This window comes from Arthrobacter sp. zg-Y20 (assembly GCF_030142075.1).
Classification (GTDB): Bacteria; Actinomycetota; Actinomycetes; order Actinomycetales; family Micrococcaceae; genus Arthrobacter_B.
Genome location: NZ_CP126241.1, coordinates 1,693,612 through 1,708,414, shown reverse-complemented (window position 1 = coordinate 1,708,414; position 14,803 = coordinate 1,693,612). Strand labels below are relative to the sequence as shown.

General features: G+C 62.3%; 16 protein-coding genes. 6 read left to right on the top strand and 10 right to left on the bottom strand.

Going from position 1 to position 14,803, the window contains the following annotated elements:
- Position 1: 1 nt before the first annotated feature.
- From QNO06_RS08255 to QNO06_RS08225, 7 genes are all read right to left on the bottom strand, one after another.
- Positions 2-976 carry a cyclase family protein gene (locus tag QNO06_RS08255; protein WP_227911148.1) on the bottom strand — a complete coding sequence of 325 codons (975 nt, stop codon included), beginning with the start codon at positions 974-976 and terminating at the stop codon, positions 2-4.
- Positions 960-1,748 carry an IclR family transcriptional regulator gene (locus QNO06_RS08250; protein WP_227911147.1) on the bottom strand — a complete coding sequence of 263 codons (789 nt, stop codon included), beginning with the start codon at positions 1,746-1,748 and terminating at the stop codon, positions 960-962. Before QNO06_RS08250 ends, QNO06_RS08255 begins: the two co-directional genes overlap by 17 nt.
- 66 nt (positions 1,749-1,814) lie before the next feature.
- Entirely contained in the window at positions 1,815-2,888 is a 1,074-nt protein-coding gene (locus tag QNO06_RS08245; protein ID WP_227911146.1) for an extracellular solute-binding protein, read from the bottom strand.
- 210 nt (positions 2,889-3,098) lie between these two features.
- A complete protein-coding gene (locus QNO06_RS08240) occupies positions 3,099-4,154 on the bottom strand; it encodes an ABC transporter ATP-binding protein (RefSeq protein WP_284163064.1) in 1,056 nt (351 codons plus the stop codon).
- Positions 4,155-4,250: 96 nt separating this feature from the next.
- Positions 4,251-5,033, bottom strand: a complete 783-nt coding sequence (locus QNO06_RS08235; protein ID WP_227911144.1) for an ABC transporter permease — start codon at positions 5,031-5,033, stop codon at positions 4,251-4,253.
- Between the two features lie 74 nt (positions 5,034-5,107).
- Positions 5,108-5,953 (bottom strand): ABC transporter permease, encoded by an 846-nt coding sequence (locus QNO06_RS08230; RefSeq protein WP_227911143.1) that lies wholly within the window; start codon positions 5,951-5,953, stop codon positions 5,108-5,110.
- A 70-nt stretch (positions 5,954-6,023) separates the two neighbouring features.
- Positions 6,024-6,866 (bottom strand): IclR family transcriptional regulator, encoded by an 843-nt coding sequence (locus QNO06_RS08225; RefSeq protein WP_227911142.1) that lies wholly within the window; start codon positions 6,864-6,866, stop codon positions 6,024-6,026.
- A gap of 136 nt (positions 6,867-7,002) precedes the next feature.
- Here QNO06_RS08225 and QNO06_RS08220 point away from each other — a divergent pair, with 136 nt between their 5' ends.
- From QNO06_RS08220 to QNO06_RS08200, 5 genes are read left to right on the top strand one after another with little or no spacing between them, the layout of a single operon-like run.
- Positions 7,003-7,923, top strand: coding sequence for a DUF6282 family protein (locus QNO06_RS08220; RefSeq protein ID WP_227911141.1), 921 nt, complete (start codon positions 7,003-7,005; stop codon positions 7,921-7,923).
- Positions 7,923-8,882, top strand: coding sequence for a 3,5-dioxohexanoate:acetyl-CoA acetone transferase (kce, locus tag QNO06_RS08215; protein ID WP_227911140.1), 960 nt, complete (start codon positions 7,923-7,925; stop codon positions 8,880-8,882). Before QNO06_RS08220 ends, kce begins: the two co-directional genes overlap by 1 nt.
- Positions 8,879-9,790, top strand: coding sequence for a cupin domain-containing protein (locus QNO06_RS08210; RefSeq protein ID WP_227911139.1), 912 nt, complete (start codon positions 8,879-8,881; stop codon positions 9,788-9,790). Before kce ends, QNO06_RS08210 begins: the two co-directional genes overlap by 4 nt.
- Positions 9,754-10,620 carry an HpcH/HpaI aldolase family protein gene (locus QNO06_RS08205; RefSeq protein ID WP_331461465.1) on the top strand — a complete coding sequence of 289 codons (867 nt, stop codon included), beginning with the start codon at positions 9,754-9,756 and terminating at the stop codon, positions 10,618-10,620. Before QNO06_RS08210 ends, QNO06_RS08205 begins: the two co-directional genes overlap by 37 nt.
- Positions 10,620-11,378 (top strand): SDR family NAD(P)-dependent oxidoreductase, encoded by a 759-nt coding sequence (locus QNO06_RS08200; RefSeq protein WP_227911138.1) that lies wholly within the window; start codon positions 10,620-10,622, stop codon positions 11,376-11,378. Before QNO06_RS08205 ends, QNO06_RS08200 begins: the two co-directional genes overlap by 1 nt.
- On the opposite strand, the gene QNO06_RS08195 is transcribed toward QNO06_RS08200, so the two are convergent.
- Positions 11,368-12,039, bottom strand: a complete 672-nt coding sequence (locus tag QNO06_RS08195; RefSeq protein ID WP_227911137.1) for a CoA transferase subunit B — start codon at positions 12,037-12,039, stop codon at positions 11,368-11,370. The genes QNO06_RS08200 and QNO06_RS08195 overlap by 11 nt on opposite strands.
- A complete protein-coding gene (locus QNO06_RS08190) occupies positions 12,036-12,761 on the bottom strand; it encodes a CoA transferase subunit A (RefSeq protein ID WP_227911136.1) in 726 nt (241 codons plus the stop codon). The genes QNO06_RS08195 and QNO06_RS08190 overlap by 4 nt, the downstream gene beginning before the upstream one ends.
- 128 nt (positions 12,762-12,889) lie before the next feature.
- Between QNO06_RS08190 and QNO06_RS08185 the strand changes: the two genes are divergently transcribed.
- Positions 12,890-13,681: an IclR family transcriptional regulator gene (locus tag QNO06_RS08185; protein WP_227911135.1), complete on the top strand. Its 792-nt coding sequence runs from the start codon at positions 12,890-12,892 to the stop codon at positions 13,679-13,681.
- A 63-nt stretch (positions 13,682-13,744) separates the two neighbouring features.
- On the opposite strand, the gene QNO06_RS08180 is transcribed toward QNO06_RS08185, so the two are convergent.
- Entirely contained in the window at positions 13,745-14,785 is a 1,041-nt protein-coding gene (locus QNO06_RS08180; RefSeq protein WP_227911134.1) for an NAD(P)-dependent alcohol dehydrogenase, read from the bottom strand.
- Between the last annotated feature and the right edge of the window lie 18 nt (positions 14,786-14,803).

The following is a 14,803-nucleotide window of genomic DNA, read 5'->3' as shown; positions in this document are numbered from 1 at the left end:
CCTATTTGAAAGCCATGGCGTTGGGCGGCGACCCGACACCTCCGGGAATATTCAGTGGCTTGCAGGTGACGAAACATTCGTAGACCCCGTCCGCCGCGCAGTCCTCAGCAAGTTCGTCGAGTTTCCACAGCTCCCCCAATGCCATTCCAAGGAGGGCAATTAGCGGACGATGCAACATTCCGCTGTGGTCGACGCCGATAGCCGGTGGTGAGTCCCCGGGAGTCCGAAAGTCGGAGTCGATGACGGGATCGGCTTCCACGGCGAGGTTGTCCGCTGCGACAAGCGCGATTTCGTGGTCCCAGAGCCACCGGAGCGTGGATTCGCGTTGCGCGAGGCCGGGCGATTGCCGCCACGGGTCCGAGAGGCGGCGTTCGGGGGTCTTTGCGAGGTAGTCCTCGGCCCAAGCGGTGCGCAGGAGCAGTATGTCCCCTCCCTGCCAGGAAACGTTCTGGCTCTCCGCTATTTCGTCGAGAAGATCCGCGCCGATCGCGATCGTTGACGATGCATCGTAGGACAGGCCCCGTTTGGCGAAAAACAGTGGAACATCGAGCAGGACTCCCCGTCCGGCAATACCGGAAGCGGCCCAATTGTGGATGCCCAGCCGTACCGAATCGCCAGAATTCTCTTCCGCGGACAGGCCGTTGTAGAAACCGTATTCGGGATGGCCAATGTGGCGGAGCGCATCTATCTGGGAGGAGGACTGCAAATAGAACGAATCAACCCAGTCATCCCGATGCCATGTGTTGTTGGAGAACACCGAGTGCTGCAGCGGACGGCGGGTTCCGGTCGGATACGGCTCGAAGGCAGTGACGGGATGGTCAAGTCCGAAACGGCGGCCGGACCGGATCAGCCGGGCCGCTGATGCGATCCGTTCAGGAGTTAGAAAGTTGATGGTGCCGAGCTGATCGTCCCTTCCGAAGACGTTCCAGCTCGACTGCGGCGGCTCGGCGGAGGCGAGCTCATCGTAGGTCGGCAATCTGTTGTCCTTCTTGGCCGCCGCCCAGTTCGTCGCTGAGTGCGGCCGCGGTTCCCGTGAGCCGGGTGAGGATGGGTGAGCCGGGACTGAGGTCTGCAGTCCGGTCGGCGCCGAGAAGCGCGACCGTGGCGGCGATACCGTATTCGTCAAAGACTGGGACGGCGACGCCGAAGAGTCCCCCGGGATGGTGGGCGATGCTGTAGCCGTGGCGGCGGGCGTTGTAGATTGCCGCATCAAGTTCTGCCCGCTGGGCAGCGGACAGGCCCGCTGCGATCGAGGCGGCGGCATGCGGATCCTTGAGGTAGGCAAGGAACACCTGGGTTTGTGCTGCGGTGGCCTCCAGGAGCGAACCGGGGCGGACAGTCACAATGATCGATTGCTTCCGGTCTTCCTCCACGAGGGTTGCCACAGGCCCACCCACCGCCCAGAGGCTGAGGACTGCCGTCATCCGGACGGCGCCGCTCAATTCCGCCAGATAGGGCGGTGCAATCGAAACCACCCGTCGCCGGCTGAGCGCGTGGATGCCAAGTTGCAGCATGAGGCCGCCAAGGATGAAAGCTCCCCGCCGCGGGCTTCGTTCCAGGATTCCAGCCGCCACCAGCGCCATGCAGTACCGGTAGGCCGTAGTTCTGTTCAATTCGAGCCGCGTTGCCACCTCTACGGCCGTAAGCTCGACCGTGTGGGGCCCGAACAGCGCGCAGATCTGCGCTGCCCGGGAAACTGCCTGAATGTCGTAACCGGATGTCTCGGCACTGCCCTCCATGTTCACCATTCAAGAAGGATAGTTCAAATGGAGAACATGTCAGGGAACCCCGGCCGGAGCGAACCGGGGTCCGTCTCATCCCGCCAGCCACGTAGTGACCTTGGTGGATGCTTCGTTGAAATTCTTGGCGTACCAATCCACGTCCTGGAGGATCGTCTGTCCAGTGTTCACCTTTCCGCCTACTTCAACCTTGGACGTGTACTCATCAAGTTTGGGCTCCGCCTCGGTATTGACGGGTGCAACCCCGAGCAATTCCGCAATCTGCGCAGCCGGGCCCGGTTCCACGACGCTGGCCAGGAAGCCCTCCACATCAGCTTTTTTCTTGGAGCCCAACGGCACGGCAAATGCGTTCAGTGAGGTGACAGTGACGTCCCAGACGATGGTGATGTCGTCGTTTTCCTTAAGGAGGGGAACGAGTCGCGAGTCGGGAAGGAAGAACATATCGACCTGATCGGCGCTAACGGCCTGCTGCAGTGCGCCTACGTTGGGCGCGAAGGTGGTGACGTCCCGGATGGTGTCCAGCTTCTCCAATGCACGGTCCACATCGAGCGGGTACATTGCGTCGGGTTTCACCCCGTCAGCCGTAAGGGCGTACTCGAGGATACCGTTCTGCAGGTTCGTGACCATGCCGCGTTGTCCCGGAAAGGCCTTTGTGTCGAAGAAGTCGGCAATGCTTTCAGGCCCCTTGCCGGCCGGGAAAGCATCCGTTCGATAGGCCATGGGCGTGGCATTGATCCAGTTGCCGAGGTAACACTCCCCTACGGTTCCGGGGGCGAGGTTTGTCTGGTCAACGGAAGACAGGTCGAGTTTCTCGAACAGGGTGCCGCAATTCTGTTCCGCCGCGTACGGAGCCACCGCCATGACATCCCACTGCACGGCGCCGGCCTCCACCTGCGCCTTCACCTGCGCTACATCGGGCGGGGAAGTATTCACGAAGGTCACGTTGGAGTGGCTGGAGGTGTACGGCTTTTGCCACGCTTCAATCTGGGCTGCCTGGCCGTCGCCACCGTAACCCACGTAGGTGATCTGGACGGGTGCATCAGCTGCGTCTTCGCCGGCCGCTCCTGAGGAGCTTGCGCAGCCCGCAAGAAGTCCGGTGACGGCGATGACGCTGACGACGGGTGCGAAAACAAATCTGGATCTGGACATCATTGTCACTTTCCTTTGGTTTGTGGCCGAAAACCGCGACCGGTATTGTTCAGGATATGAATATTTGTTTCACCAGATGAAAAATAGTGAGACCGTAGCACCCGCAACTCCGGGAAACCAGTGCGACACCGAAAACACTTATCCAAGAGGGGTGCAGGGGCGCCCATCATGCGGACAACTGATCGACGAACCGGTGCGGACAGGGGTCCGCTAGGCGGCAACGACACGCTGTCGCTCAGGGCGCCACCAGGCGGTGACCTGGTCGCCGACAGTCAACGTTGATTCGGATGCATCAATCCGCGCGCGGCCACGAAGGCCGTTTCCGCCGAGATGCAGCAGGGCGGTGCGATAGGACCCCATGTATTCGAGGTCTTGAATAGTGGCTGAGACAGCATTCGCGCCGGGCGGCACGGATACGGGATCGCGGGCGATAAAGAGGTCTTCAGGACGGACCACAATGGCAGCATGTGAAAGGACGCCCGGATGCCCCGCAACGGTGTAGGAGTCCACGGTCCACCGGCAGTCTTCCCAGCCCGCGTGCGTCCCGAATCCTTTGTCGCCCAGATCGAACACGTTCGAATCGCCCAGGAACGTTGCAGTGAAAAGTGTTTCAGGCTCACGGTATAGCTGTTCCGGAGTGCCTACCTGCTCAATGCGGCCGTTGTTGAACAGGGCAATCCGGTCGGAGAGGTTCATGGCCTCTTCCTGATCATGGGTCACGAATACGAAGGTGGAACCCACCTCTCGGTGGATTCGCCGGATCTCTTCCTGGAGGGTTCCCCGAAGATTCCGGTCGAGCGCTCCCAACGGTTCATCGAGAAGCAACGCCTCGGGCTGGAAGACAATCGCCCGGGCGAGGGCAACGCGCTGCTGCTGCCCTCCCGATAGCTGTGCCGGGTAATTTCCGTCGCGCCCGGGCAGCTGCACCAGGTTGAGCACTTCGGACACGCGCCGCGCAATATCGGTTTTCGCCATCTTCCGCTCACGGAGCGGGTAACCGACGTTCTGGGCAACCGTCATGTGGGGGAACAGTGCGTAGTTCTGGAACAGCATTCCCAGATTCCGCTTATGCGGTGGAAGTGAACCTACGTCCGTCCCGTTGAGGGCGATTGTCCCGCCGGACAAAGTATCGAAACCGGCAATGAGGTTCAGCGTTGTGGTCTTGCCGGATCCGCTTGGTCCGAGGAACGTCATGAACTCCCCCGGTTCAATCGTCAGGGAGATGTCATCAACGGCGGGGACGGCCAGTCCGTAGTCCTTTGTCACGCCGGTCAACCGGATTTGGGTGCCCCGGCGGGCCGTCCGCGGGGATGCCTTCCCGTGGAGAACTGATTTTTCATTTGAGAGGGTCACTGCGTACTCCTAATCGGTCTTCTTGCGGTTGCCCATGAGCTGCGGCACCAGGAAAAGGACGGTAACTGCGACGACGATGAGGCTCGATGCCGCGGAAATTGTGGGATCGAGCTCAAAGGTGACGCTGTTGTACATCTGCACTGGCAGGGTTTGGAACGTCGGCGACCGCAGGAACAATGCGATGACCACCTCGTCGAAGGACGTAGCGAAAGCGAAGACCGCACCGCTGAGGATGCCGCGGCTGATGAGCGGCATGGTGACGGTCAGAAAGGAACGTATCGGGGAGGCCCCCAGGGAGGCCGCGGCCCGCAGCAGCTGTGGGTCGAAACCGCCAAGTGCACTGGTGACGGCGACCAGCACGAAGGGGACACCGAGGGCGGCATGTGCCAGCACGTATCCGGGTAGCGAGCCGGTCAGATGCCATTTGAGGAACGAGATGTATACGGCCACCGCAATGACGATCGAGGGGGTCACCATGGACACCATAAGGAGGGTGCGAAGGAAGGATGCGGCCCTGCCGGTCATCCGGTTCAATCCCACCGCAGCCGCTGTGCCGACTATTGTGGCCAGGGCTGCCGCTGAAACGGCCACAAGAAAGGAATTGCCGAGCGATGTGAGCCAGATGGGGTTGGTAAAGAAGTTTGTGTACCACCGCAGCGTGAACCCCTCCGGGGGAAACTTGAAGGCAGAAGTCGTGGAGAAGCTGGAGGGGATCACCACGAGGGTGGGCAGGATGAGGAAGAGAGCCACGCCGGCACCGACTATCCATAGCCAGACGGGTATCGGATCCACCCCCCGGTTCCGGCGTCGGCTACTGCGTGGAACAGGGGACTTTTTGTAGCCGTTCTCCGTCTGCTGCCGGCTGGTCATGGTGTGTCCTTTGTCTTTGAGGTGGCCACGACGCCGATCGCGGAGATCGTGCCGCCGATCCGGTTTGCCCAGACGACCAGCACGAGCGTGACCACCAGGACGAGCAGCCCCAGGGCGCTGGCTCCGCCAAAGTCGAGGAGCTGAGTGGTGCGTTGAGCGAGGAGCTGTGCGATGAGGGACTGCTGCGGGGAGCCGAGGAGCGCCGGGGTCACATAGAAACCGAGGCTTAGCGTGAAGACCAGGATCAGTCCCGAAACAACCCCGCTGCGCGAGAGGGGCCAGTAGACCTTCCAGAACGCCGCCAGTGGAGACGAACCCAGGCCCTGCGCGGCCAGGAGCAACTTGCGGTCGATGGAACCGAGGGTGCTGTACAGCGGGAGCACCATGAACGGCAGCAGGACCTGGCTCATGGCTACCGTGACGCCCACCACGGTCCCATAGAACACGACGTCGTCGGCTCCCAGGGCGTCGAAGAGGTTCTGCACCGGCCCCCCGCGCTGAAGCAGGACAATCCACGAGAAATTACGGGCCATCACGGATGTCCAAAACGGGACAAGGACAATTACCAGCAGCACTCCCCGGAAACGCGGGCCGACCCTGGTCATGAGGTAGGCGTAGGGATATCCAAGGAGGAATGTCACAACGGTAACCATGGCTGCCGTCCCGGCTGTCCTGCCGAGCACGGTCATCGTAACGCCGTCCGTGAAGAGTGCTTCGTAGTTGGCAAGGGTGAAGTCGGGCGCGCCAAAGCTGCGGAAGAGGCTCTGGACCAGAGGTAGGAGGAGCACTCCGGCGACGAGCGCAAGAGCCGGGGCCAGAAGGACCCAATTCGAGCGCGGCATACGCGCTGTTCGTGATACTCGGGTCATTGTCTAGTCATCCGTTCGGGATAAGGAATCGTCGGGGCAGGCATCAGATAGTCACCATCGAACTGATTTGTTGGGCGGCCCCGCGAAGCAGGTCGACTCGGTGCGAGGAGGGGCCGGAGGAGGAGAGCATCGCCGTGGTACCGAGCACGGCTATCGCGGCCTGTATATCGCGGCTCCCGAAGACCGGTGCCGCAACCGAAGCCAGGCCCGCGCGGTCCAGGTCTGCCCAGGCCACCCGGTTGCGCCGCGCCAGGGAGAGCTCGGCCTGCTCCTGGTGAGCTTCCACCCCGGAGAGGGCTGCGTGCATCCGGGTAATAACGCCCGGATCGGATTGGAAGGCGAGGAGGATCCGGGATTGTGCCGCTTTAAGCTCAAGCACGGTCCCCGTGCGCACGGTCAGGACGATGGTCCCCGCGTTTGCTTCCTCGACGTGGCTCACCACCGCGCCGGTCCGGCCCAGGAAACTGAGCACGGCCGTGAGGCCCGATTGATCGGAAAGCTTCCGGAGAATAGCCGGAGCGACGGCGAGTATCTGCTGACGGGCAGATACCAATGACGACAATTGGTCGATCAGCGGGCCCGGGCCATAGGCCTGACCCAGAAACCCCGAGGCCTGAAGGGAATGCAGATAGCGGTGCGCGGTCGTCCGGTTAAGTCCCAACCGCTCGGCCACCAGCGCGGGGCTGAGAGCACGGGTGTGCTGGTCGAACAGGGCGAGAATCATGGCTGCGCGTTCTATCGTCTGAATCGCGCCACGGTCACTGCCTGGCAGCCCAACGGCACGGCCGTCAGCGGGAAGAATGTCAAACGGGTCAGGCATAGTCACCTCCTCATCGAGGTTGTCCGGCGTCATGGATGCCAAGTAAAGCAACCGAATGTTCATCATGCAAGCATCAAATTCATTCTGCGAACCAGACGCCGCCGCACATGAGGAACGGATAGCAACGAACCCTAGACATCCGAGCCCTTACTTCGTATGGTGAACATCATTCGCACAATCCGAACAACAAGGAGGTTCTCGGATGTTGAACACCGCTGACCCGGCCGTTCCCTCCCCCGCTCTGCTGAAGGTCCTCGAGGGTGCTGTCGACCTTCACGTTCATTCCGGACCAAGCCCATTCCCCCGCCGGCTCAACCACGTGGAGGCCTCCTACGACGCGGCCCGCATCGGGATGAGGGCGTTGCTTATCAAGTCGCACCACCACAACACGGTGATGGACCTGCTTGCCATGGAGTCACAGCTGGCCAATGCTCCAACCCCTGTCTACGGCGGCGTTGCGCTGAACTCCGAGGTCGGGGGCATCAATCCTTCGGCTGTCGCGGTCGCAATCCAAATGGGTGGGCGTGCCGTGTGGGGTCCAACCGTCTCGGCCGCCCAGCACATCGCGGCCCATAACCACGACGACGGGTTCCCCACCCTCGGTTCCAATCTCGAAGAGCAGGAAGTGTCGATCTGGGATACGGACGGAAACGTTTCAGCGGAAACGGTTCGCGTCACCCAGCTGGTCGCCGAAGCGGACATTATGCTCACCGGAGGTCACCTGGATGCGGCGTCCATGAAAGCCCTTTTCGAAACGGCAAAGGAGAACGGGGTCCGCCGGCTCCTGCTTCACCACCCCGACTTCATCGTCAACGCTTCCGATGATGATGTGGAAGAGATGCTGAAGTACGGTGCCTTCGTAGAGCACGAACTGTCGATGTACCATCCGGATGTTCCTGCTCCCGGGTTTCCCATTTCAAGGCTGGTGGACTGGATCGAGAAGATCGGGCCCGAGCGCACCGTCATTGATTCGGACCTGGGCCAGAAGACGAATCCCCTGCCCGTTGACGGCTATATCCATGTCATTGGGCAGCTGCTGGACCACGGGGTGGCGGAAAAGGACATTCGCCAGATGATCTGCAGGAACACGGCATTCCTGCTCGGCTTGGAAGAATCCATCTGATGCGCCAGGCCGAGAAAGTCATCATCACCACGGCAGTGACAGGGTCCGTCAACATTCCCTCACAGAGCCCCCACCTTCCCCTGTCCGCGGAAGAGGTGGTGGCCTCGGCTCTCGGGGCTGCCGCCGCAGGCTCCGCGGTCATCCATCTCCATGCACGGCACCCGGACGGGCGTCCTGCGTGGGAGGCCGAAATCTACGAGGAGATAGTCCCGGCCATACTCGACAGGGCCGACGTCGTCATCAACATCACCACCGGCGGATCGTCCGCCATGACGATGGAGCAGCGGCTGGCGGGTGCCCTCCGGTTCGCACCCGAGCTGGCCTCCCTGAATATGGGTTCGATGAATTTTGTCTACGCAGGCATTGCGGACAAGGTCACGGATTGGAAGCACGACTGGGAAAAGGAATACGTGCTCAACACGTATTCACATCCCTTTATCAACTCGTTCGACCGTATTGAGCACACCCTCCGGACACTCGGTGACGGCCTCGGCACACGCTTCGAATTCGAGTGCTACGACATCGGCCACCTGTACTCGCTCGCATACTTCGCCGATATGGGCCTTGTGAAGCCGCCATTCCTTATCCAAGGGGTATTCGGCATCCTGGGCGGGATTGGCGCGGATCACGAAAACCTCACCCATATGGTCACCATCGCGGACAAGCTCTTCGGCGACGACTACTACTTCTCAGCCTTCGCGGCCGGACGAAACCAGATGCAGTTCGGCACCCACAGTGCCTGGCTTGGCGGGAACGTTCGGGTCGGCCTCGAAGACAGCCTTTGGATCAACAAAGGCGAACTGGCCATCAGCAACGCCCAACAGGTCACGAAGATCCGCACTGTAGTGGAGGATCTCGGCAAAGACATCGCGACCCCCGATGACGTTCGCCGGATGCTGAACCTCAAAGGTATTGGAAAAGAACGTCACCGACGGAATGAGAAGGTAATTGCCCCATGAGCATGTATGCCAAAGACGACATCCGGTCCGCCTTAGCAACAGCCGCACCGGAGAAAGCCATCGACCCCTCAACCCCTGTCAAGCCGGCCCAGTGGATCGAGTTCCTCTCCCATGAACCGACCGAGATAGGCGAACACGGCAGCCGTACCTGGACAGCACGCGCCGCTAATCTCGTCCTGAGCTACACGGAGGCGAAATCCGGTGAGGTATTCTCCCGCTCCGCCCAACCCGACGAATATGCCGTCCTTCTGTACTCGGAGAGTTCTCCCCTGCACATAGTTGCCGGCAGTGAGTCGGTGAGCATAGGTGAAGAAGCGTTCGTCGTCGTTCCGCCCGGAGACAGTGCCATCACCGTTATGGCCGACGGGATCCTCATCCGTTTGTTCTCCGCAATAGCCGACGACTTGAGAGAAGGAGCGCTCAACGCTGCTGCGTACGCCGAACCGGATCTTCGGGCCGCCCCACTCGAGCCGTGGCCGGATCCGGTGGGCGGGTTCCGTCTCCGTACATACCCACTGGCCGATACCCCAGTCATTCCCGGTCGGTTCGGGCGGATCTTCCGAACGACGAACCTGATGGTGAACTTCCTCGCAGAGGAACCGGCCCCGCGCGAGCGGACCAAACTCTCGCCGCACTTCCATGAGGACTTCGAACAGATTTCCCTGGCCGTCAAGGGCAGCTTCGTCCACCATATCCGCTATCCCTGGGGCCCGGACTCGACGCAATGGCGCCCTGACGAGCACCGTCAGATCGAGACCCCGTCCATCTGCATCATTCCTCCGCCCACAGTCCACACCACACAGGGCGTTGGCCGGCATCAACAGCTCATAGATATCTTTTCCGCGCCCCGGGAGGACTTCTCCGCATCCGGATGGGTTCTCAACGCCGACGATTACCCGTCGAAATGATGTCCCCGAACCGGCGGAGCCTGTTTCGGCAGGCACTGCAGAATCCGGATGCACCCGCACTGGGGACCTGGGTGAAAATCCCCGCAATGGAAAGCATCGAACTCATTGCCCTGGCAGGCTTCGATTTCGTGGTCATCGACCTTGAACATTCCGCTATGAGCCTGGAGACGGCATATCGTCACATCGGGACCGCCCTGTTCGCCGGTGTGGCCCCCCTGGTCCGGATTCCCTCCCTGGATGCCGGCATAGTCCAGCGTTTGCTCGACGCAGGCGCTGAAGGCATCATGGTGCCTCACATCGATACCGTTGAGCAGGCGCGGGCAGCCGCGGCGGCTGTCCGGTTTCCCCCGCTCGGAACCAGGGGCGTCGGTTCGACGAGCCGCGCCGGAGCCTGGGGGGCCATGTCCCGTGCGGACTACGTTCGCTACGGCCAGGAAGAGGTAGTGCTTATCGCCCAGATCGAGAGTGGGAATGCGGCCCGTGCCGCCGGGGCCATCGCAGCAGTGGACGGTATTGATTGCCTGCTCATTGGCGCTGCAGATTTATCGACGGTTGAGGGCGGGACAGAGTCCTCCCCGCACGTGCTGGAGCTCATTGCAGGCGCCGTCCGCGATGCCAGGGCGGCTGGGGTGCCCATCGGCAATGCCGGCGGCTCGACGGCGGCAGCAGTCCAGGCCGCCGTCGACGCCGGTTACTCCTTCACGCTCATGGGCAACGACGCCAGTATGCTCGGTGCCGCAGCGGCCGCTGCAGCTGCCGCCGGGCGCACTGTCCGGTATGCAGCGTCAACGACGGCGCAGCATTCCTCAGCCGGCACGAAAGGAACTTGATGACTGCACGTCTTCTCGAAGGAAAAGTAATCCTCGTAGTTGGCGCCAGCACGGGCATCGGAGCCGATGCAGCGCGGGTTTTCGCCCGGGACGGGGCATCCGTCGTGCTTGCCGCACGGACAGAACCCGGCCTCCGTGCAGTCGCCGACGAGCTAACCGTTGAAGGTACGCCGGTGGCGTGGGTGACGGGCGACGCAAGTGTCGCTGCCGATGCCGCACACTTCGTGGATACGGCGCTGGAGCGGTTTGGACGGCTCGATGGCGCCTTCAACAACGCAGGCGTGACAGGATCCGGGAAGCTGCATGAGGTCAGCGAAGAGGACTTCGACCGGATCATGGCGGTCAACGTCAAGGGAGTGTGGCTCTGTATGCGCGAGGAGGTGCGTGCAATGCGCGCTGCGGGCGGCGGCTCCATCGTCAATGTCAGCAGTGTCGGCGGGATCCGCGGAAGCACCGGAATGGGTGCTTATCAGGCGACCAAGCACGCCGTCATCGGCCTCACCCGCACAGCAGCCCACGACAACGGTCCGGAAGGCATCCGCGTGAACTCCATCGCGCCCGGCCCGATTGAAACACCTATGCTGCAGAAGACCCGCGAGGCCATCCCAGGCGGGGTTGAGGCGCGGATCTCGGCTACCCCCCTCCGTAAGGCCGGCTCCACCACCGAGGTGGCCGATGCCGCTGCCTGGCTCCTAAGCAACCGGGCCAGCCACATCAGCGGCATCGTCCTTCCCGTGGACGGAGGCTTCAGCTCCTGATGTCGGCACATGTCGCCCGGGTCAGCGTCCCGGCGATGCGGAACCGGGCCCCGGTCTTGGCCCGCACCTCATCGAGGGTCACGCCGGGTGCAACGGCCTGGAGCTCGAGGCCGCCGTCGGCCACGGAGAACACCGCAAGGTCGGTGATGATTTCATCAACGCATCTGCGGCCCGTGAGGGGTAACGTGCACTCCCTGACAATTTTGGGGCTGCCGTCCTTCGCCACATGGTCGGTAATCACGACGACCCGAGGGGTACCGGCGACAAGATCCATCGCACCGCCCATGCCCTTCACCATCGCCCCGGGGACCATCCAATTGGCAAGGTCCCCCTGTTCCGACACCTGGAGGGCGCCGAGGACGGCCGTATCTATATGCCCGCCGCGGATCATCCCGAAGGACATAGCCGAGTCGAAGAAGCTTGCCCCCGGGGTGGCCGTGACCGTCTGCTTACCGGCATTGATGAGGTCGGCGTCTTCCTCTCCTTCGAACGGGAACGGGCCGATACCGAGCAGGCCGTTCTCGCTGTGCAGGACCACCTTCAACCCCGGCGGGAGGTGATTCGCCACGAGCGTGGGCATACCGATGCCCAGATTGACGTAGTCTCCGTCTTGGAGTCCCCGGGCGGCAATGGCCGCCATATCGTTCCTTGTCCAGGTCATGCTTTCTTCCCGTCGCTAAGCGTAAGCATGCGCGGCCGCGTAGTCCGCTGCTCGATTTCCTTTGGCCGCGATGTCCGCACGAGCCGCTTCACAAAAATCCCGGGGGTCACCACCAGGTTCGGGTCCAGGTACCCGGGGTTCACCACTTCTTCGACCTCCGCTACGGTCACCCGGCCGGCGGCCGCGACGAGCGGATTGAAGTTCCGCGCAGTGTTGCGGTAGGTCAGGTTGCCCTCGAGGTCGCCGCAGTGTGCGTGCACAAGCGACAGATCGGCGACTATGCCCCGCTCCAACAGGTACTCTTTCCCATCCAGGATTCTGGTGGGTTTCCCCTCGGCGACCGGCGTACCTACGCCGGTTGCAGTGTAGAAGCCCGGAATTCCCGCTCCGCCTGCCCGGAGCCTTTCAGCGAGCGTTCCTTGGGGAACGAACTCGACGTCGAGCGTCCCGGCCAGATAAGCCGCGGCGAAGCCCTTGTTCTCACCTACGTAAGACGAGATGACTCGTGAAACCTGCGCATTCTCCAACAAAAGGCCTAGACCTTTCCCGTCTACCCCCATATTGTTCGAGACGACCGTTAGGTCGCGCACTCCGGAGTCCCGAACCGCCTCGATGAGGTCCGCCGGAATTCCACTCAGGCCGAAACCTCCTACGGCCAGCGTCATGCCGTTACGGAGTAAACCTTCAAGGGCCGCTGTTGCGCTAGTCCACATTTTGGGCATCGGAACTTCCTTCGCTCGGATTACCCGTGAGCTAAGCAGAGCCGGAAATTGCGATCAACAGGAAGGAATGAATTAAGCAACATGTGAATTTGTGCCGTCCATCTGTCCACATAGTGAATTGAGGCTCAATGCCTGAAGCCCTTCCCGGAGGTCAGGTGGTCGCCCGTGTGGCCGCCATCCTCCGAGCACTCAGCTCCTCCCCTGTCGGACTGTCCACGGGAACTGTTGCCGCTGCGGTTGGGCTCACCCGCTCAACGGCCTACCGGATCCTGCGTTCCCTCGCGGCCGAAGGTTACGTCGACTTTGACGAGGACGATTCGCGCTGGGTACTGGGCACCGAGCTCCTCGTCATGGGAACAGTCGCGGCGGCGCGGCACGACATCACTGAACTCGCACTCCCATTCGTCCGGCGTCTCGCGGCGCTGACGGGCGAGAGCGCATTCTTCTCGATCCGGCGGGGGGATGAAACTGTGTGTCTCCTCCGCGAGGAGGGCACCTTCCCGGTACGGTCGTTTGTCCTATATGAGGGTGTGCGATTCCCATTGGGCATAGCTTCAGCGGGGCTCGCAATTCTCGCGTTCAGTGACTCCGAAGACGTTGATGCGTATTTCCGGCGGAACAGCCACATGGAGAGGCGGGGATACAACGGGCATTCCGAGGCCGAAATCCGCTGCCGGATGCTTCGCACCCGGCAGCTCGGGTTCGCTGTGAACCCTGGGCTCATTGTCGAAGGCAGCTTCGGCATGGGGGCGGCAGTCTTCGACAGCGCCGGCCGCGCCCAGTATTCGCTGAGCATCACCGGCATCGAGCAACGCTTCGGTCCCGGCAGGGTCCCGGCACTCGGCCGGATGCTGCTCGATGAGGCGCATCAGCTCACTCGGCGCCTGGCCGTGGTGAACCCCGGAAGGGCGCAGAGCTAGCTGCGGACAAAAGTATGGGCACCCCGCCATCTTGGCGGGGTGCCCATACTGGCGGCTAACAGATTAGATGGTCGCCGCATCAATGACGAAGCGGTACCGCACGTCGGACTTCAGCACACGCTCGTAGGCGGTGTTGATTTCGGCGGCCTCGATCAGCTCCACCTCGGGGGCGATGCCGTGTTCGGCACAGAAGTCCAGCATTTCCTGGGTCTCGCTGATGCCGCCGATGTTTGAGGCGGCGTAGGAGCGGCGCTTGCCCATCAGGGTGAACACGGAGATCGGCATGGGCTCGGGCGGGGCGCCCACGCTGACCATGGTGCCGTCCAGCCGCAGCAGGGCCAGGTACTGGTTGAGGTCGAGTGGGGCGCTGACCGTGTTGATGATCAGGTCGAACGTGTTGGCCAGCTTTTCGAAGGTGCTCTCGTCGCTGGTGGCGTAGTAGTCCTTCGCACCGAAACGGAGTCCGTCTTCCTGCTTGCTCAGCGTCTGGGACAGGACGGTCACGTCGGCGCCCATGGCGACGGCGATCTTGACGGCCATGTGGCCCAGCCCGCCCATGCCGACGACGGCGACGCGCTTGCCCGGTCCTGCGTTCCAGTGGGCCAGCGGTGAGTAGGTGGTGATGCCGGCGCACAGCAGCGGGGCGGCAGCTTCGTAGGGAATGCTTTCCGGCACGCGGAGCACGAAGTCGTCGTTGACCACTACGGAGGTGGCGTAGCCGCCCTGCGTGATGGTGCCGTCCACGTCCTTGCTGGCGTAGGTGCCGATGTTGCCGTTGAGGCAGTAGTTCTCCATGCCGGCCTTGCAGTTCTCACACTCGCGGCAGGAGTTGACCATGCAGCCCACACCCACCCGGTCGCCGACTTTGTGCTTGGTGACGTCGGAGCCGACCTCGGCCACGGTGCCCACGATTTCGTGGCCAACTACCTGCGGGTACGCAATGGGCCCCCATTCGCCGCGGACGGTGTGGATGTCCGAGTGGCACACACCGGCGTAGGCGATGTCGATGAGGACGTCATGGGCGCCGACCTCGCGGCGTTCGATCGTGGTGGGAACCAGCGGATCGGTGGCGGAAGTGGCTGCGTAAGCGCGTGCGGTAGTCATATTTCTCCAAGCTGTGGG

Excerpts from the sequence above, each read along its gene's own strand:
- QNO06_RS08205 (WP_331461465.1), top strand. The coding sequence starts at position 9,754 with ATGGGTTCTCAACGCCGACGATTACCCGTCGAAATGATGTCCCCGAAC.
- QNO06_RS08230 (WP_227911143.1), bottom strand. The coding sequence starts at position 5,953 with ATGCCGCGCTCGAATTGGGTCCTTCTGGCCCCGGCTCTTGCGCTCGTC.
- QNO06_RS08195 (WP_227911137.1), bottom strand. The coding sequence starts at position 12,039 with ATGACCTGGACAAGGAACGATATGGCGGCCATTGCCGCCCGGGGACTC.
- QNO06_RS08200 (WP_227911138.1), top strand. The coding sequence starts at position 10,620 with ATGACTGCACGTCTTCTCGAAGGAAAAGTAATCCTCGTAGTTGGCGCC.
- QNO06_RS08220 (WP_227911141.1), top strand. The coding sequence starts at position 7,003 with ATGTTGAACACCGCTGACCCGGCCGTTCCCTCCCCCGCTCTGCTGAAG.
- QNO06_RS08210 (WP_227911139.1), top strand. The coding sequence starts at position 8,879 with ATGAGCATGTATGCCAAAGACGACATCCGGTCCGCCTTAGCAACAGCC.
- QNO06_RS08180 (WP_227911134.1), bottom strand. The coding sequence starts at position 14,785 with ATGACTACCGCACGCGCTTACGCAGCCACTTCCGCCACCGATCCGCTG.
- QNO06_RS08185 (WP_227911135.1), top strand. The coding sequence starts at position 12,890 with ATGCCTGAAGCCCTTCCCGGAGGTCAGGTGGTCGCCCGTGTGGCCGCC.
- QNO06_RS08250 (WP_227911147.1), bottom strand. The coding sequence starts at position 1,748 with ATGGTGAACATGGAGGGCAGTGCCGAGACATCCGGTTACGACATTCAG.
- QNO06_RS08190 (WP_227911136.1), bottom strand. The coding sequence starts at position 12,761 with ATGCCCAAAATGTGGACTAGCGCAACAGCGGCCCTTGAAGGTTTACTC.
- QNO06_RS08245 (WP_227911146.1), bottom strand. The coding sequence starts at position 2,888 with ATGTCCAGATCCAGATTTGTTTTCGCACCCGTCGTCAGCGTCATCGCC.
- QNO06_RS08225 (WP_227911142.1), bottom strand. The coding sequence starts at position 6,866 with ATGATGAACATTCGGTTGCTTTACTTGGCATCCATGACGCCGGACAAC.
- kce (WP_227911140.1), top strand. The coding sequence starts at position 7,923 with ATGCGCCAGGCCGAGAAAGTCATCATCACCACGGCAGTGACAGGGTCC.